Annotated in this window: 15 protein-coding genes; 12 read left to right on the forward strand and 3 right to left on the reverse strand. The window is 65.2% G+C overall.

Annotation, left to right across the window (positions count from 1 at the left end):
• Positions 1 to 49: 49 nt before the first annotated feature.
• Together bchE and bchJ are read left to right on the forward strand one after the other, a co-directional pair.
• A complete protein-coding gene (gene bchE / locus ACQR13_RS12370; RefSeq protein WP_316172511.1) occupies positions 50 to 1,654 on the forward strand; it encodes a magnesium-protoporphyrin IX monomethyl ester anaerobic oxidative cyclase in 1,605 nt (534 codons plus the stop codon).
• 1 nt (position 1,655) lies between these two features.
• The gene (gene bchJ / locus ACQR13_RS12375; protein ID WP_315714333.1) at positions 1,656 to 2,321 is read left to right on the forward strand and encodes a bacteriochlorophyll 4-vinyl reductase; all 666 of its coding nucleotides are present in this window, start codon (positions 1,656 to 1,658) and stop codon (positions 2,319 to 2,321) included.
• A 48-nt stretch (positions 2,322 to 2,369) separates the two neighbouring features.
• On the opposite strand, the gene ACQR13_RS12380 is transcribed toward bchJ, so the two are convergent.
• A complete protein-coding gene (locus ACQR13_RS12380; RefSeq protein ID WP_315714335.1) occupies positions 2,370 to 3,290 on the reverse strand; it encodes a LysR family transcriptional regulator in 921 nt (306 codons plus the stop codon).
• Between the two features lie 146 nt (positions 3,291 to 3,436).
• On the opposite strand from ACQR13_RS12380, the gene ACQR13_RS12385 reads away from it, so the two are divergent.
• The 9 genes from ACQR13_RS12385 to ACQR13_RS12425 all read left to right on the forward strand — a co-directional run bounded on the left by ACQR13_RS12385 (position 3,437) and on the right by ACQR13_RS12425 (position 13,217).
• On the forward strand, positions 3,437 to 4,492 hold the full coding sequence (locus ACQR13_RS12385; RefSeq protein WP_315714336.1) for a class 1 fructose-bisphosphatase: 1,056 nt from the start codon (positions 3,437 to 3,439) through the stop codon (positions 4,490 to 4,492).
• A gap of 35 nt (positions 4,493 to 4,527) precedes the next feature.
• Positions 4,528 to 5,403, forward strand: a complete 876-nt coding sequence (locus tag ACQR13_RS12390) for a phosphoribulokinase (protein ID WP_315714337.1) — start codon at positions 4,528 to 4,530, stop codon at positions 5,401 to 5,403.
• On the forward strand, positions 5,400 to 7,427 hold the full coding sequence (gene tkt, locus ACQR13_RS12395) for a transketolase (RefSeq protein WP_434844497.1): 2,028 nt from the start codon (positions 5,400 to 5,402) through the stop codon (positions 7,425 to 7,427). Before ACQR13_RS12390 ends, tkt begins: the two co-directional genes overlap by 4 nt.
• Positions 7,428 to 7,471: 44 nt before the next feature.
• Complete coding sequence (gene fba, locus ACQR13_RS12400) at positions 7,472 to 8,554, forward strand: class II fructose-bisphosphate aldolase (protein WP_316191936.1); 1,083 nt, start codon at positions 7,472 to 7,474, stop codon at positions 8,552 to 8,554.
• A 35-nt stretch (positions 8,555 to 8,589) separates the two neighbouring features.
• Complete coding sequence (locus ACQR13_RS12405) at positions 8,590 to 10,050, forward strand: form I ribulose bisphosphate carboxylase large subunit (RefSeq protein WP_434844498.1); 1,461 nt, start codon at positions 8,590 to 8,592, stop codon at positions 10,048 to 10,050.
• Between the two features lie 75 nt (positions 10,051 to 10,125).
• Positions 10,126 to 10,542: a ribulose bisphosphate carboxylase small subunit gene (locus tag ACQR13_RS12410; protein ID WP_315714341.1), complete on the forward strand. Its 417-nt coding sequence runs from the start codon at positions 10,126 to 10,128 to the stop codon at positions 10,540 to 10,542.
• 170 nt (positions 10,543 to 10,712) lie between these two features.
• The gene (cbbX, locus tag ACQR13_RS12415) at positions 10,713 to 11,657 is read left to right on the forward strand and encodes a CbbX protein (RefSeq protein ID WP_434844558.1); all 945 of its coding nucleotides are present in this window, start codon (positions 10,713 to 10,715) and stop codon (positions 11,655 to 11,657) included.
• The gene (locus tag ACQR13_RS12420; protein WP_315714342.1) at positions 11,654 to 12,376 is read left to right on the forward strand and encodes an HAD-IA family hydrolase; all 723 of its coding nucleotides are present in this window, start codon (positions 11,654 to 11,656) and stop codon (positions 12,374 to 12,376) included. The genes cbbX and ACQR13_RS12420 overlap by 4 nt, the downstream gene beginning before the upstream one ends.
• 148 nt (positions 12,377 to 12,524) lie before the next feature.
• Complete coding sequence (locus tag ACQR13_RS12425; protein WP_315714343.1) at positions 12,525 to 13,217, forward strand: TetR/AcrR family transcriptional regulator; 693 nt, start codon at positions 12,525 to 12,527, stop codon at positions 13,215 to 13,217.
• A gap of 9 nt (positions 13,218 to 13,226) precedes the next feature.
• Here the strand turns inward: ACQR13_RS12425 and ACQR13_RS12430 are convergent, their stop codons facing one another.
• Together ACQR13_RS12430 and ACQR13_RS12435 are read right to left on the reverse strand one after the other, a co-directional pair.
• Entirely contained in the window at positions 13,227 to 13,814 is a 588-nt protein-coding gene (locus tag ACQR13_RS12430) for a PepSY domain-containing protein (RefSeq protein ID WP_315714344.1), read from the reverse strand.
• A 190-nt stretch (positions 13,815 to 14,004) separates the two neighbouring features.
• Positions 14,005 to 14,250 (reverse strand): hypothetical protein, encoded by a 246-nt coding sequence (locus tag ACQR13_RS12435; RefSeq protein WP_434862865.1) that lies wholly within the window; start codon positions 14,248 to 14,250, stop codon positions 14,005 to 14,007.
• A 177-nt stretch (positions 14,251 to 14,427) separates the two neighbouring features.
• Between ACQR13_RS12435 and ACQR13_RS12440 the strand changes: the two genes are divergently transcribed.
• The gene (locus tag ACQR13_RS12440) at positions 14,428 to 15,243 is read left to right on the forward strand and encodes a lytic murein transglycosylase (protein ID WP_409977953.1); all 816 of its coding nucleotides are present in this window, start codon (positions 14,428 to 14,430) and stop codon (positions 15,241 to 15,243) included.
• Positions 15,244 to 15,318 lie beyond the last annotated feature (75 nt).

Here is a 15,318-nt window from a genome sequence, read left to right on the forward strand (position 1 = left end):
TGTCTTAACGTTAAGATATATGGACAAATTGATAGTCGGGGAGGACGCTGTGCGGATCTTGTTGCTGCATCCGAATTATCACTCCGGCGGCGCCGAGATCGCCGGCAACTGGCCACCCGCCTGGGCGGCCTATATCTCCGGCGCGCTGAAGGCGGCCGGCTTCACCGACCTCCGCTTCATCGACGCGATGACCAACGATCTCTCCGAGGATCAGGTCCGCGCCATCCTGCGCAGCGAAAAGCCTGACGTGATCGGGTGCACCGCGATCACGCCCTCCATCTACAAGGCCGAGCGTCTTCTGGAGATCGCTCGGGAGGAGCACCCGGACGCACTGACCGTGCTCGGCGGCATCCACGCCACCTTCATGTATCAGCAGGTGCTGACCGAGGCGCCGTGGATCGACGCCATCGTGCGCGGCGAGGGCGAGGAGATCATCGTCGACCTGATGCGCGCCCGCGAGGACGGCCGCTGGGCGACGGACCGCCGCAGCATCAAGGGCATCGCCTATCGCGACGGCAGCGAGGTCGTGGCGACGGTGGCGGCGCCGACGGTGAAGAACCTCGATGCGATCACGCCGGATTGGAGCGTGCTCGAATGGAGCAAGTACATCTACATCCCGATGAACAAGCGGGTCGCCATCCCCAACATGGCGCGCGGCTGCCCGTTCACCTGCAGCTTCTGCTCGCAATGGAAATTCTGGCGCGACTATCGCATCCGCGACCCGAAGAAGGTGGTTGATGAGATCGAGACATTGATGCGCGAGCACGATGTCGGCTTCTTCATCCTCGCCGACGAGGAGCCGACCATCAACAAGAAGAAGTTCATAGCCTTCTGCGAGGAGCTGATCCGCCGCGACCTCAAGATCCTCTGGGGCATCAACACCCGCGTCACCGACATCCTGCGCGACGAGGCGCTGCTGCCGCTGTACCGCAAGGCCGGCCTGATCCACGTCTCGCTGGGGACGGAAGCCGCGGCGCAGATGAAGCTCGACCGCTTCAACAAGGAGACCACGGTCGCGCAGAACAAGAAGGCGATCCAGCTCTTGCGCGACGCCGGCATCGTCGTCGAGGCCCAGTTCATCGTTGGCCTCGAGAACGAGACCCGCGAGACCCTGGAAGAGACCTACCAGATGGCGCGCGACTGGAAGCCGGATCTCGCCAACTGGGCGATGTACACGCCCTGGCCGTTCTCCGATCTGTTCCGCGACCTCGGCGACAAGGTCGAGATCTTCGACTACGAGAAGTACAATTTCGTCACCCCGATCATGAAGCCGGACGCGATGGACCGCGGCGAGCTGCTCGACGGCGTCATGAACAACTATCGCCGCTTCTACATCCTAAAGGCGCTGTTCTCCTATCCCTGGGCCGGCTCCGGCGAGCGCCGCCGCTATCTGCTCGGCTGCCTCAAGGCGTTCCTGAAGTCGGGCTTCGAGCGGAAATTCTACGATCTCGGCCGCGTTAATTACTGGGGGCCGCAGTCCAAGGGCAAGGTCGATTTCGGCTTCGATACGTCGCGCAGGCGCGCCGATCCCGGCAAGATCGAATGGAAGACGAGCCATAATCGCAAGCTGAGCGGACCGCAGCAGGCGCAGGTGATGGCCTGTGGCGGCGGCGCCGGGCAGATGAGCGACGAGACCGAGACGCGGGTGCATTGAGATGCACGGCACGTGCGCCCGGCACGTTCCGCTGCCGCGTGCTGACGCCGCGCCTGACCATCAGGACGGCGTTGCTGAAGGCCACATCGCCGGCCGCATCGGTCCCAACGCGATCATCCAGACCGCGGAGGCCTTGCGTCAGCTGCACGGCGAGGAGGCGGCGCGCCGCGTCTTCGCGGCCGCGCGGCTCGACACCTATCTCGCGACGCCTCCGGCGGCGATGGTCGACGAAGCCGAGGTCACGCGGCTCCATCGTGCGCTTCGGACCGAGCTCGACGACGATGCTGCGCGCGCCGTCAGCACCAGGGCAGGGCGGCTGACGGCGGCCTATCTGCTCGCGCATCGCATCCCCTCCGCGGCGCACCGCGTGCTCCGGCTGCTGCCGGCCCGGCTCGCGAGCGGCGTGCTGACGCGGGCGATATCCGCGCATGCCTGGACGTTTGCCGGGACCGGCACCTTCACCGTACGCCCAGGTCGGCCCACCATCTACCAGATCAGCCATTGTCCGCTGTGCCGCGGCCATCACGGCGATCACGCCATCTGCGACTTCTACGCTGGGACGTTCGAGACGCTGTTCGCAAGGCTCGTGCATCCCGACGCCCATGCGCGCGAGATTGCCTGCGAAGCCTGGGGTGACGAGGCCTGCCGGTTCGAGATCGGCTGGTGAGACGGCGCCATGCGAGACGTGACACCGCAATGGCATCGGTTGTCGCGCTCAGCTCGGCAGAAACCGCGCTCCTTCCTTGCCGAAGAAGTCCAGCATCGCCTGCGCCGGCGGCAGCAGCAGCTTGTCGGCGCGCCGCACCGCGTGCCACTGGCGGATGATCGGCAATCCCGCGACCTTCAACGTCACCAGCCGCCCCTCGCTGAGCTCATGGGCGACGGTGTGCTGCGAGATGAAGGCGATGCCGAGGCCGGCGATCACGGCCTGCTTGATGGTCTCGTTGCTGTCCATCTCCATGCTGGTCTTCGGCTTCAGACCATGCTTCTCGAAGAATGTCTCCATCAGCAGCCGGGTGCCCGATCCCGGCTCCCGGGTGATGAACACCTCGCCGGCGAGATCCTCGGCCGCGATCCGCTTGCGGCGCGCCAGCCGGTGGTTGGCTGGGGCGATGATGATGTGCGGGTGCTTTCCGAACGGCCGCATATCCACGGGAACGTCGGCCGGTGGCCGGCCCATGATGGCGATGTCGAGATCATAGCCGCGCAGTGCCTCGCGCAGGCTGTCGCGATTGCCGATCCGCAAGGTGACGTCGATCTTGGGGAAGCGCCGCGAAAATTCCGCGATCGCAAACGGCACGAAATATTTCGCGGTGCTGACCGCGCCGATCGCCACGCGGCCGCCGCTGCGTCCCGCCAGAATGTCGAGCGCCTGCTCGCAGTCCTGCAGCGCGGCTTCGACGCGCTCGGCGAGTGCCAGGACGCTGCGGCCGGCCTCGGTCAGGATCATGCCGTCGGTGGTGCGCTGGATCAGCGGCAGCCCGGCGAGCTCCTGAAGATTGCGAATCTGCAGGGTCACGGCAGGCTGAGTGAGGTTCAAACGGCCGGCCGCAGACGTCACCGACCCCGAGTTTTGCACGGCAGCCAGCGCCCGAAGCTGGCGGATGGTGAGATCGCGAGAGAAGTGCCGGCTCATGGAACCCTCGATGAGATCGCCAGTATAAGGAAAACTTTGGTCTATCCAAAGATAATGAAATTTCCCTAATTAGGCAAATCGAGTGTTGATAGCAGCGCGGCACGACGCATTCGTGCGGCTTCATCAAGTTCCCGGCAGAGGAGCTGATGGCGAGGGAGTGGCCCATGAATCACCAAATGGATCAACATCAGACATTGCAGGCACATCTGGCGGCGCAGGGTGCCGACGCCGATTGCGCCGCGGTCATCGAGGCTCTGGCCGGGGCGGCGCGCGAACTCGCGCGGCAGATCGCGGTCGCACCGCTGTCTGGCGTCGACGAAGGCGCCGCCACCGTGAACGCCGACGGCGACGTCCAGAAGGCGCTCGACATCGTCGCCGACAATCTGATGCGGGATGCGCTGCGCCGGGCTCCGGTCGCTGGCATCCTGTCCGAGGAGGTCGACCGGCCGGAAACGGTCAATGCTGCTGCCCCACTTTGCGTGGCGATCGACCCGCTCGACGGCTCGTCGAACCTGCAGAACAACATCTCCGTCGGCACCATCTTCTCGATCCGCCCGCGGGGCCGCGACGTGCTCTCCAGCTTCTTCGAGCCCGGCACGGCACAGCTTGCCGCCGGCTTCTTTGTCTATGGACCACAGACCTGCCTGGTGCTCGCGATCGACCATCGCGTCGATCTCTACGTCCTGCATCCGACCTTGCACGAGTTCATGCTCGCCAAGTCTGGCATCCGCATCCCGCAGGATACGCCGGAGTTCGCCATCAACGCGTCGAACCGCCGGCACTGGAGCGGGACCGTGCGCAACTATGTCGACGAATGCCTGTCGGGCGCGGCCGGCCCGCGCGGCCGCGACTTCAACATGCGCTGGATCGCCTCGCTGGTCGCCGAGGCCTATCGTATCCTGATGCGCGGCGGCGTGTTCCTCTATCCGGCCGACTCCCGCCCCGGCTATCGCGAGGGCCGGCTGCGGCTGGTCTACGAAGCGCATCCGATGGCGCTGATCATGGAATGGGCCGGCGGCTCGGCCTCGAGCGGCCGTTCGCGCATCCTCGAACTGTCGGCGCGCTCGCCGCATCAGCGCGCGCCGCTGATCATGGGCGACGTCCGCCTTGTCCGCGACGTCGACCAGTTGCATGAGGGCATCGAGCCGCTGTTCGAAACCAGCGATGCGCCCCTGTTCGCGCGGCGCGGCCTGTTCCGCTGAGCCCGCCTGCCGAACGCGCCTTCCGGAGAAAGTTCATGTCACGTCGTCATCCCATCATCTCGATCACCGGCTCGTCGGGCGCCGGCACCACGTCCGTCAAGAAGACCTTCGAGAACATCTTCCGCCGCGAGAACGTCAAGGCGGCCTATATCGAGGGCGACGCCTTCCATCGCTACAATCGCGAGGAGATGCGCCGCAAGATGGTCGAGGAGGCCGAGATCGGCAACAAGCACTTCAGCCATTTCAGCCCCGACACCAATCTGTTCGAGGAGCTCGAGAAGACTTTTCGCGATTATTCCGAGACCGGCACCGGCATGACGCGCCACTACGTTCACGATGAGGAGGAGGCGCGGCTCTACGACACAAGGCCCGGCAACTTCACCGAGTGGAGCCGGCTGCCGGAGGATTCCGATCTGCTGTTCTACGAAGGCCTGCACGGCGCCGTTGTCACGGACAAGGTCAACATCGCGCAGCACGCCGATCTGAAGATCGGCGTTGTTCCGGTGATGAACCTGGAGTGGATCCAGAAGCTGCACCGCGACCGCGCGTCGCGCGGCTACACCACCGAGGCGGTCACCGACACGATCCTGCGCCGTATGCCGGACTACGTGAACTACATCATCCCGCAGTTCTCCGAGACCGACATCAACTTCCAGCGCGTGCCGACGGTCGACACCTCGAACCCGTTCGTCGCCCGCTGGATCCCGACGCCCGATGAATCGATGGTCGTGATCCGGCTGAAGAACCCGCGCGGCATCGACTTCCCCTATCTGCTCTCGATGATTCCGCAGAGCTTCATGTCGCGCGCCAATTCGATCGTGATCCACGGCGCCAAGCTCGATCTCGCGATGCAGCTCATTCTCACCCCCATGATCATGCAACTGATGGACCGAAAGAGGCGCACGCTATGACCGCCACCGCCGTGCAAACGCTGGCTCCGAAAGCCGATCCCAGCCATGCCGAGATGGCGAATGCCATCCGCTTCCTGGCCATCGACGCAGTCGAAAAGGCGAAATCGGGTCATCCGGGCATGCCGATGGGCATGGCCGACGTGGCAACCGTCCTTTTCTCACGCTTCATGAAATTCGATCCCGCCGATCCGGCCTGGCCCGATCGCGACCGTTTCGTGCTGTCGGCCGGACACGGCTCGATGCTGCTCTATGCGCTGCTGCATCTGACTGGCTACGAGGCCGTCACGATCGATGAGCTGAAGCGGTTCCGGCAATGGGGCGCCAAGACGCCGGGGCATCCTGAGTATGGCCACACGCCTGGTGTGGAGACCACCACCGGTCCGCTCGGGCAGGGCATCGCGACGGCGGTCGGCATGGCGCTCGCCGAGCGCCTGATGAACGCGCGCTATGGCGACGATCTGGTCGACCACTACACCTATGTGATCGCCGGCGACGGCTGCCTGATGGAGGGCATCAGCCACGAGGCGATCTCGCTCGCGGGCCATCTCAAGCTGAATCGCTTGATCGTGCTGTTCGACGACAACGGCATCTCGATCGACGGCTCGACGGGTCTTGCCTGCTCCGACGATCAGCTCGCACGCTTCGCGGCGTCGGGCTGGTCGACGTCCCGCATTGACGGCCATGATCCCGAAGCCATCGAGGCTGCTATCGCGGCGGCGCGGCAGAGCAACCGCCCGAGCATGATTGCGTGCCGGACGACGATCGGCTTCGGCTCACCCGGACGGCAGGGCTCGGAGAAGGCGCATGGCGCGCCGCTCGGGCCGGAGGAGGTCGAGAAGACCCGCGCGGCACTGCACTGGCCGCACCGTCCGTTCGAGGTGCCAGCCGATGTGTTGGTGAGCTGGCGCGAGATCGGCGCGCGCGGCCGCAGCGTGCGCCAGGCCTGGAAGGAGCGTGCGCGCAAGCTGTGCACCGCGGACCGATCGCCGTGCCATGACGCGCTGAACAAGAAGCTGCCGGCCGCCTATACCGAGCGCATGGCGCAGTTCATCGCGCAGCTCACGGCCGAGCGGCCGAAGATCGCTACCCGCCAGGCCTCGCAGAACGTCATCGATGTCATTGCGACAGTGCTGCCAAATCTGCTCGGCGGCTCGGCGGACCTGACGCATTCCAACCTGACCAAGGCAAAGACGCACAAATCCGTCACGCCGGCCGCAATGGATGGCAACTACGTCCACTATGGTGTGCGCGAGCACGCGATGGCTGCTGCCATGAACGGCATCGCGCTGCATGGCGGCTTCATTCCCTATGGCGGCACCTTCCTCGCGTTCGCCGACTACAGCCGGCCGGCGATTCGCCTGGCCGCGCTGATGGGCATCCGCGTTATCCACGTGATGACCCACGATTCCATCGGCCTCGGTGAGGACGGCCCGACGCATCAGCCGGTCGAGCATGTCGCGAGCTTGCGCGCCATTCCGAACCTCCTGGTATTCCGCCCGGCCGACGCCGTCGAGACGGCGGAAGCCTGGGACTGCGCGCTGCGCGCGGAGACCTCGCCGTCGGTGCTGTGCCTGTCTCGGCAAGCCCTGCCGGCCTTCCGCACCGAGGCATCGGATCACAACAAGGTAGCGCTCGGCGCTTACGTGGTCATCGAGCCCGAGGCCGGTCGCGACGTAACTTTGATTGCGACCGGCTCGGAGGTGGCCATCGCGCTGGAGGCGGCCAAGCTGCTGGCGGCCGAGGGCGTCCAGGCGGCGGTGGTGTCGGCGCCGTGCTTCGAGTTGTTTCGCGAGCAGTCGGCAGAGTATCGCGCCGCGGTGCTCGGCCACGTGCCGCGCATCGGCGTGGAGGCCGCGATCGAGGGCGACTGGGCGCGCTGGCTCGGCGATGCCGGCGAGTTCGTCGGCATGCACGGCTTCGGCGCCTCGGCGCCGGCCGAGGTGCTGTACCGCGAATTCGGCATCACGCCTGCGGCGGTGGCCGATGCGGCGATGCGCAACATCATCCGGGCGCGGGCTTCCTGAGCCGCGCCGCCAAACAGAACATCGAACCAGGGACGGAGACCAACATGGCGCGGATCACGCTCAGACAATTGCTGGACCATGCGGCCGAGCGCGGCTACGGCGTGCCGGCGTTCAACATCAACAACATGGAGCAGGGGCTGGCGATCATGGAGGCGGCCGCGGCCGTCGATGCCCCCGTGATCATCCAGGCCTCGCGCGGCGCGCGCTCCTATGCCGGCGACATCATGCTGTCCAAGATGATCGACGCGCTGGAGGAGATGTATCCGCAGATCCCGCTCTGCCTGCACCAGGACCACGGCAATGACGAGGCGACCTGCGCCACCGCGATCAAGTACGGCTTCACTTCTGTCATGATGGACGGATCGCTCAAGGCCGACGCCAAGACCGCGGCGGACTACGACTATAATGTCGACATTACCCGGCGCGTCACGGACATGGCACATTGGGTCGGCGCCTCGGTCGAGGGCGAACTCGGCGTGCTCGGCTCGCTCGAACATGGCGGCGGCGAGCAGGAGGATGGTCACGGCCTCGAGGGCAAGGTCAGCCGCGAGCAGCTGCTGACCGATCCCGACCAGGCGGTCGACTTCGTCCGCGCCACCAAGGTCGATGCGCTGGCGATCGCGATGGGCACCTCGCACGGCGCCTACAAATTCTCGCGCAAGCCGGACGGCGAGATTCTCGCCATGAACGTGATCGAGGAGATCCATCGCCGGCTGCCGAATACGCATCTCGTCATGCACGGCTCGTCCTCGGTGCCGCAGAGCCTGCAGGACATGTTCAACCAGTTCGGCGGCGAGATGCCGCAGACCTGGGGCGTCCCGGTCGAGGAGATCGTGCGCGGCATCCGTCACGGCGTGCGCAAGGTCAACATCGACACCGACTGCCGGCTGGCAATGACCGCCATCTTCCGAAAAGTCGGCGCGTCGTCGAAGAGCGAGTTCGATCCGCGCAAATTCCTGAAGCCCGCGATGGATTCGATGCGCGAGCTCTGCCGCGAGCGGTTCGAGCAGTTCGGCGCCGCCGGCAATGCATCCAGGATCAAGGTGCTGCCGCTGTCGGAGATGGCCAAGCGCTATCGCTCCGGCGCGCTCGATCCACGAATTGGGGGAATGACCGAAGCTGCGTGACGTCCACAGCCACAACGAAAATCCAGGAGGAACACATGAACGACCAATCGATCACGGTGCGCGGCAAGGATCGCTACAAGTCCGGCGTGATGGAATACAAGAAGATGGGCTATTGGGAGCCGTCCTATCAGCCCAAGGACACCGACGTCATCGCGCTGTTCCGCGTCACGCCGCAGGACGGTGTCGATCCGACCGAGGCCTGCGCCGCGGTCGCCGGCGAATCCTCGACGGCGACCTGGACCGTGGTGTGGACCGACCGGCTGACGGCGGCCGAGAAGTATCGCGCCAAGTGCTACCGCGTCGAGCCGGTGCCGGGCTCGCCCGGCAGCTATTTCGCCTATATCGCCTATGACCTCGATCTGTTCGAGCCCGGCTCGATCTCCAATCTGACCGCCTCGATCATCGGCAATGTGTTCGGCTTCAAGCCGCTGAAGGCGCTGCGGCTGGAGGACATGCGGCTGCCGGTGGCCTATGTGAAGACGTTCCAGGGGCCGGCGACCGGCATCGTCGTCGAGCGCGAGCGGCTCGACAAGTTCGGCCGGCCGCTACTGGGCGCCACCGTCAAGCCGAAGCTCGGCCTGTCCGGCCGCAACTACGGACGCGTCGTCTACGAGGCGCTGAAGGGCGGGCTCGACTTCACCAAGGACGACGAGAACATCAACTCGCAGCCGTTCATGCATTGGCGCGAGCGCTTTCTGTACTGCATGGAGGCGGTCAACAAGGCGCAGGCGGCGACCGGCGAGATCAAGGGCACCTACCTCAACGTCACCGCGGCGACGATGGAGGACATGTATGAGCGCGCCGAGTTCGCCAAGGAGCTCGGCTCGACGATCGTCATGATCGACCTCGTGATCGGCTACACCGCGATCCAGTCGATGGCGAAATGGGCGCGCCGGAACGACATGATCCTGCATCTGCATCGTGCCGGTCACTCGACCTACACGCGGCAGCGCGCGCACGGCGTGTCGTTCCGCGTCATCGCCAAATGGATGAGGCTCGCCGGCGTCGACCACATCCATGCCGGCACCGTGGTCGGCAAGCTCGAAGGCGATCCGAACACCACGCGCGGCTATTACGACATCTGCCGCGAGGACTTCAATCCGATGCGGCTGGAGCATGGCGTGTTCTTCGACCAGAACTGGGCCAGCCTGAACAAGCTGATGCCGGTGGCCTCCGGCGGCATCCATGCCGGCCAGATGCACCAGTTGCTCGACCTGCTCGGCGAGGACGTCGTGCTGCAGTTCGGCGGCGGCACGATCGGCCATCCGCGCGGCATCGCCGCCGGTGCGACCGCCAACCGCGTCGCGCTGGAAGCGATGATCCTCGCCCGCAATGAGGGCCGCGACTACGTGCATGAAGGTCCGGAGATCCTGGCCAAGGCGGCACAGACCTGCACGCCGCTGCGCGAGGCGCTGGATATCTGGAAGGACGTCACCTTCAACTACGAATCGACCGATTCGCCGGACTTCGTCCCGACAGTGACGCCTGCCGCCTAACAATCGTTCGATGCGACGCCGCGATGCGAGCCGGACACCGGCTCGCCCGTTTCAGCGATATCAGGAGACATCAACATGCGCGTGACCCAGGGTTGCTTTTCTTTCCTGCCCGATCTGACCGACGAGCAGATCTCCGCTCAGATCCAGTATTGCCTCGAGAAGAATTGGGCCGTGAACATCGAGTTCACCGACGATCCGCATCCCCGCAACACCTATTGGGAGATGTGGGGCCTGCCGATGTTCGACCTGCGTGACGCTGCCGGCATCATGCGCGAGCTGACCGAGTGCCGGAAGATCTACGGCGACCGCTACATCCGCATCTCGGCCTTCGATTCCAGCCATGGCTGGGAATCGACCCGGTTGTCCTTCATCGTCAACCGGCCGCAGAACGAGCCGGGCTTCCGGCTCGACCGGCAGGAAACCGTCGGGCGCAATCAGCGTTATTCGACGCGGTCCTACGCGGCCGAGCGCCCGGAAGGCCAGCGTTACTGATCCCTGGCGGGCGGAGGTCGCTGCTGCGTCTGCGGGTCTGCGGCGTGGCAGGGATCTCCGCCCGGAGCGGCCATATCACCTTGTATTTGCCGTTGCTTCGTTGTTGCCAGGTTCGCAATCGAACGCACGGCGATCTGATGCGAACGTCCAGAACGGAGCACCAGTCGATGATGCAGGCCACGCAGACGGACACCACCGAGGCGACGCCGGTCGACACCGTCGACCTGCGCCGCGAGTTCGAGAGCGTCGATATTGCGCCGGTGCTGGAGCAGCTCGACCGCGAGCTGGTCGGGCTCACCCCGGTCAAGACGCGAATCCGCGAGATCGCGTCGCTGCTGATGATGGAGCGGATCCGCCGCAAGATGGGGCTGGCGACGACGTTTCCGACCCTGCACATGTCGTTCACCGGCAATCCCGGCACCGGCAAGACCACGGTCGCGCTGCGCATGGCCGGCATCCTGCACCGGCTCGGCTTCGTGCGCCGCGGCCACGTCATCAGCGTCACCCGCGACGACCTCGTCGGCCAGTATATCGGCCACACCGCGCCGAAGACCAAGGAGGTGCTGAAGAAGGCGATGGGGGGCGTCCTGTTCATCGACGAGGCCTATTATCTCTACCGTCCCGAGAACGAGCGCGACTACGGCCAGGAGTCGATCGAGATCCTGCTGCAGATCATGGAGTCGCAGCGCGAGGATCTCGTGGTCATTCTTGCCGGCTATGCCGACCGGATGGAGAAGTTCTTCCAGAGCAATCCCGGCTTCCGCTCGCGCATCGCCCATCACATCGACTTCCCCGACTATTCGGAGGCCGAGCTGCTGACGATCTCCGAGATGATGCTGGAAGGGCAGAATTATCGCTTCACGCCGGAGGCCCGCGCCGCTTTCGAAAGATACATCGCCGTCCGGCGCACCCAGCCCATGTTCTCCAACGCGCGCTCGATCCGCAACGCGCTGGATCGGATCCGCCTGCGCCAGGCCAACCGGCTGGTGTCGCGGCTCGACCGCGTGCTGACGTCCGATGACGTGATGTCGATCGAAGCCAGCGACGTGCTGGCAAGCCGCGTGTTCGCCAAGGGGGCCGACGCGGGAGACGGCAGGGTGGAGGTGCAACCATGAGTCTGGCTCTGGTGAGGAACGCGCCGCTCGACGACCTCCGGCGCCGCATCGCCGACGCCGGCGCACTGATCTTCGACGTCGACGGCACGATGGCCGAGACCGAGGAGATCCATCGCGAGGCCTTCAACGAGGCGTTCGTCGCGGTGGGCATCGACTGGCACTGGGGCCGCCGCATCTACAAGGAGCTGCTGCGTGTCACCGGTGGCAAGGAGCGCGTCCGTGCGTTCGACCAGATGCGGCGCACGGGTCCGCCGCTCAGCGACGCCGTCGTTGCCCGGCTTCATCGCATCAAGACGGAGCGGTTTGCCGCGCTGATGGCCGACAAGGGCTGCCCGTTGCGCCCGGGCGTTCAAGCATTACTGGAGGCTGCCTCGGCCCGCGGGCAGCGGCTCGCGATCGCGACGACCACCACGCGCGCCAATATCGATGCCCTGTTGGCGCCCGCGCTGGGCGCGAACTGGGAGGCAGGATTTGCCGCCGTCGTGGCGGCCGACGATGTCGTGCGCAAGAAGCCTGCGCCCGATGTCTACCTGGAGGTCTTGTCGCAGCTCGATCTACCCGCGGCCAGTTGCATCGCGATCGAGGACTCCGGTAACGGGTTGATGGCTGCGACCCGCGCCGGCGTTCCCGTGCTGATCACGCGCAGCCTCTACTTTCATGACGACGCGTTCGACGGTGCGCTTGCCGTGTTCGACGATCTCGGGGAGCTTGTTACCTGAGGTATTTTGAGGTGTTTGTGCTGATGCGTTGCCGATTATGTACGCCACCATGCGCATAGCCGCGTGGCGTGGTCGTTCTATTGCCGTCTCGACAAGAACGTGTAATCCCTTGACGACATATCTTCATGTCGAGTCGAGGTCGTTGAGTATGGCCCGCACGCAGGCCAAATTGAAACGTACGGACGTTGCACGCACGGAAGCGTTTCGCGGGCGGGTGGGACGGCCGCCGAAGGCGCTGGCTGGAAATATCGAGGAACGTATTCTGGACGCTGCGCGCGCGGTGTTTCTCGAGCGCGGCTTTGACGGCGCCAGCATCGACGAGATCGCCGAGCGCGCCCCCGCCAGCAAGCCGACGATTTATGCCCGATACACCGGCAAGGCCGCCTTGTTTGCCGCCGTCGTCGCGCGCTCCATCAACGACGTGATGAATCTTGGGTCCTACACGCCGGTGGCCGGCACCGCACAGGAAAAGCTGGTTGGACTGGCCATCGCCATCGTCGATCGCGCGCTGAAGGACTCGCTGGGATTGTTACGGGTCACGATCGGGGAGGCTTACCGGTTTCCCGATCTCAGTTGTCAGTTTCATGACGTCTCGCGCAAGCGGGCCACCCATGCTGTGGCGGTGCTGCTCGGCGAGACGATCGGCGCCTCGGCCACGACCGCTCGCCGGACGCCGTCGAAGGCGTCGGCCGTTTCTGCCGAGATCTTCATCGATCTGATCGTCATGCCGGTGATCATGCGCTCGCTCATGGGCGAGAGCGAAAGGACGATCCGCAGGGAGCTGCCCGGCTTCGTCCGTGACCGGGTCAAGACGTTCCTGGCGCTGCAGCCGAAGGTCTGAGCAGCGCGATCAGCGTCGCCGGAGCGATGACGGTTCGAGCGTCACCTGCTTGAGATCGTTGCCGCTGACGACGACCACGACGAAGGCGAGCTTGCCGTCCTTGTTCATCAGGCCGCCACTGATCGCCCGGCCGGCCGCCGAGCGCTCGGCGATCCGAATCGCATCCGACATCTTGAGCCGGACCGTGGTGAGGGCAGCCAGGCTGTTACGATCGCTTTCGCTCAGTCCATCCACAGTGGAGAACAGCACGCTGTTGCGCACCTTCGCCGTGGTGCCGTCGATGTCGGATTCCCAGATCCGTCCGCTCTGCAGGGTTCGGACCTTGTAGACGGGCGCGTCGAGCCCACCCTCGAAGCTGATGTCCGCGGTCTTGGAGCCCGGATGAATCCTTTCGGCGATCCGCAGCGCCTGGTGCAGTGACACCTCCGTCCGCCGGAACTTGTCGAGCTCGCGATCGATCGTCTCCTGGCTCAGTGCCGGATCGGTGGAGGCTGACGGATCCCTCTCGGTCTGCATGCCGGAGCCGGTCCCGGCGACCGCGTGCGCCAGGGGCGCCCATGACAGCAGGATCAAGGTCAACAGAATGATTCGTTTCATGACGGCCTGCTGTCTCCGATCTCGGTCGGTGCTTGTAGAGCATTCCCTCGGAAAACGGTTGTGGTAAAACGAAACTGTATCGTTTTATAATTAAGGGCAGCGTATATGTCAAGGTTACGGTACCGGCGGCGTCATGTAGTCGGTGTCGAAGCCGACGCCGTGGCCCTCGGGGATGGAGGGGCGATCGCCGTCATGTTGAAGGCCAAGCCATTGTGCCTGGCGAACTGATAGGTGGCGGGAGATAGCTCTGGATCTCGCGTTTGCTCTTCATGGCCAGCGAGCGGATCGCGATCGCCTTGGCGCTGTTTTCGACCGGCTGGAAACCGGTGGACGTCCGGCCGGTCATGATGATGTAGATGGCGCTGATCACGATTGCGGGAGCTGCATCCTTGGAACCCGCACGGCCACGCATGTCGATGGCCGGCTGCGCAATCACGGGTGCTCGGCGCGTTCATCTGCGGCTAATACGCCGCCGGCTATGATTTTCTTCCATTTCCGATAGGTTGTCGCCGTTTCAACCGGGAGCGGCCGATATTGCCGCGCAGCGGCGTCCGATGTCCCGACAGGGGTCACGATGCAGGCCGCATCGGCGGACGCGACCAGAGGAGTCTGAATGATTAAGCGCCGGGCCATGATCACCTTCACGTTCACCGTCGCGACGCTGCTCGCAGCCTGCGGCGGCGTTGCGCAGGCGGCGCAGTGCGGTTCGTCGCCGGCGGGGTTCGAGGCGTGGAAGCGCGAATTCAGCGAGGAGGCGCGGGCGAAGGGCGTCGGCGGCGCCGCGATCGCCGCGCTGATGCAGACCAACTACGCCTCCGCGACGATCGCCGCCGATCGCGGCCAGCGCAGCTTCTCGCTGTCGCTCGATCAGTTCCTCGCCAAGCGCGGGGCTGCTGCGATCGTCGCGCGCGGCCGCCAGCTCAAGCAGTCGCAGGCGGCGATGTTCGCCTCGATCGAGCAGCGCTACGGCGTGCCGCCCGGACCGCTGATCGCGATCTGGGGCATGGAGAGCGCGTTCGGCAGCCAGCGCGGCAATCAGCACATGCTGTCGTCGATCGCGACGCTCGCCTATGACTGCCGCCGTCCGGAGTTCTTCACCGACCAGCTCTATGCCGCGCTCAAGCTGATCGACCGCGGCGTGCTCTCGGGCAACACCCGCGGCTCGATGCATGGCGAGGTCGGGCAGACGCAATTCATGCCGAAGAACATCCTCGCTTACGGCGTCGGCAATCTCGACGTCGCCGCCAACGCGCTGGCCTCGACCGCGAACTTCCTGCGCGCCAACGGCTGGAAGGCAGGCGCCGGCTATCAGCCGGGCGAGCCGAACTTCGCCGCCATCGAGGCCTGGAACGCCGCCGGCGTCTATCAGAAGGCGATCGCGCTGATGGGCCGCCAGATCGACGGCGGCGGCTCGGCCGCGGCGCGCTGACGGGCCCGCGACTGATAGACATGTCCAATGAAAGAAGCGGCGCTTCATCACTGAAGCGCCGCTTCTCTTTGGTGT

The organism is Bradyrhizobium sp. HKCCYLRH3059 (assembly GCF_051168035.1).
In the GTDB taxonomy this organism is placed as follows: Bacteria; Pseudomonadota; Alphaproteobacteria; order Rhizobiales; family Xanthobacteraceae; genus Bradyrhizobium.

Excerpts from the sequence above, each read along its gene's own strand:
- cbbX (WP_434844558.1), top strand. The coding sequence starts at position 10,713 with ATGCAGGCCACGCAGACGGACACCACCGAGGCGACGCCGGTCGACACC.
- ACQR13_RS12380 (WP_315714335.1), bottom strand. The coding sequence starts at position 3,290 with ATGAGCCGGCACTTCTCTCGCGATCTCACCATCCGCCAGCTTCGGGCG.
- bchJ (WP_315714333.1), top strand. The coding sequence starts at position 1,656 with ATGCACGGCACGTGCGCCCGGCACGTTCCGCTGCCGCGTGCTGACGCC.
- ACQR13_RS12390 (WP_315714337.1), top strand. The coding sequence starts at position 4,528 with ATGTCACGTCGTCATCCCATCATCTCGATCACCGGCTCGTCGGGCGCC.
- fba (WP_316191936.1), top strand. The coding sequence starts at position 7,472 with ATGGCGCGGATCACGCTCAGACAATTGCTGGACCATGCGGCCGAGCGC.
- ACQR13_RS12425 (WP_315714343.1), top strand. The coding sequence starts at position 12,525 with ATGGCCCGCACGCAGGCCAAATTGAAACGTACGGACGTTGCACGCACG.
- ACQR13_RS12440 (WP_409977953.1), top strand. The coding sequence starts at position 14,428 with ATGATTAAGCGCCGGGCCATGATCACCTTCACGTTCACCGTCGCGACG.
- ACQR13_RS12430 (WP_315714344.1), bottom strand. The coding sequence starts at position 13,814 with ATGAAACGAATCATTCTGTTGACCTTGATCCTGCTGTCATGGGCGCCC.
- tkt (WP_434844497.1), top strand. The coding sequence starts at position 5,400 with ATGACCGCCACCGCCGTGCAAACGCTGGCTCCGAAAGCCGATCCCAGC.
- ACQR13_RS12405 (WP_434844498.1), top strand. The coding sequence starts at position 8,590 with ATGAACGACCAATCGATCACGGTGCGCGGCAAGGATCGCTACAAGTCC.
- ACQR13_RS12410 (WP_315714341.1), top strand. The coding sequence starts at position 10,126 with ATGCGCGTGACCCAGGGTTGCTTTTCTTTCCTGCCCGATCTGACCGAC.
- ACQR13_RS12385 (WP_315714336.1), top strand. The coding sequence starts at position 3,437 with ATGGCGAGGGAGTGGCCCATGAATCACCAAATGGATCAACATCAGACA.
- ACQR13_RS12420 (WP_315714342.1), top strand. The coding sequence starts at position 11,654 with ATGAGTCTGGCTCTGGTGAGGAACGCGCCGCTCGACGACCTCCGGCGC.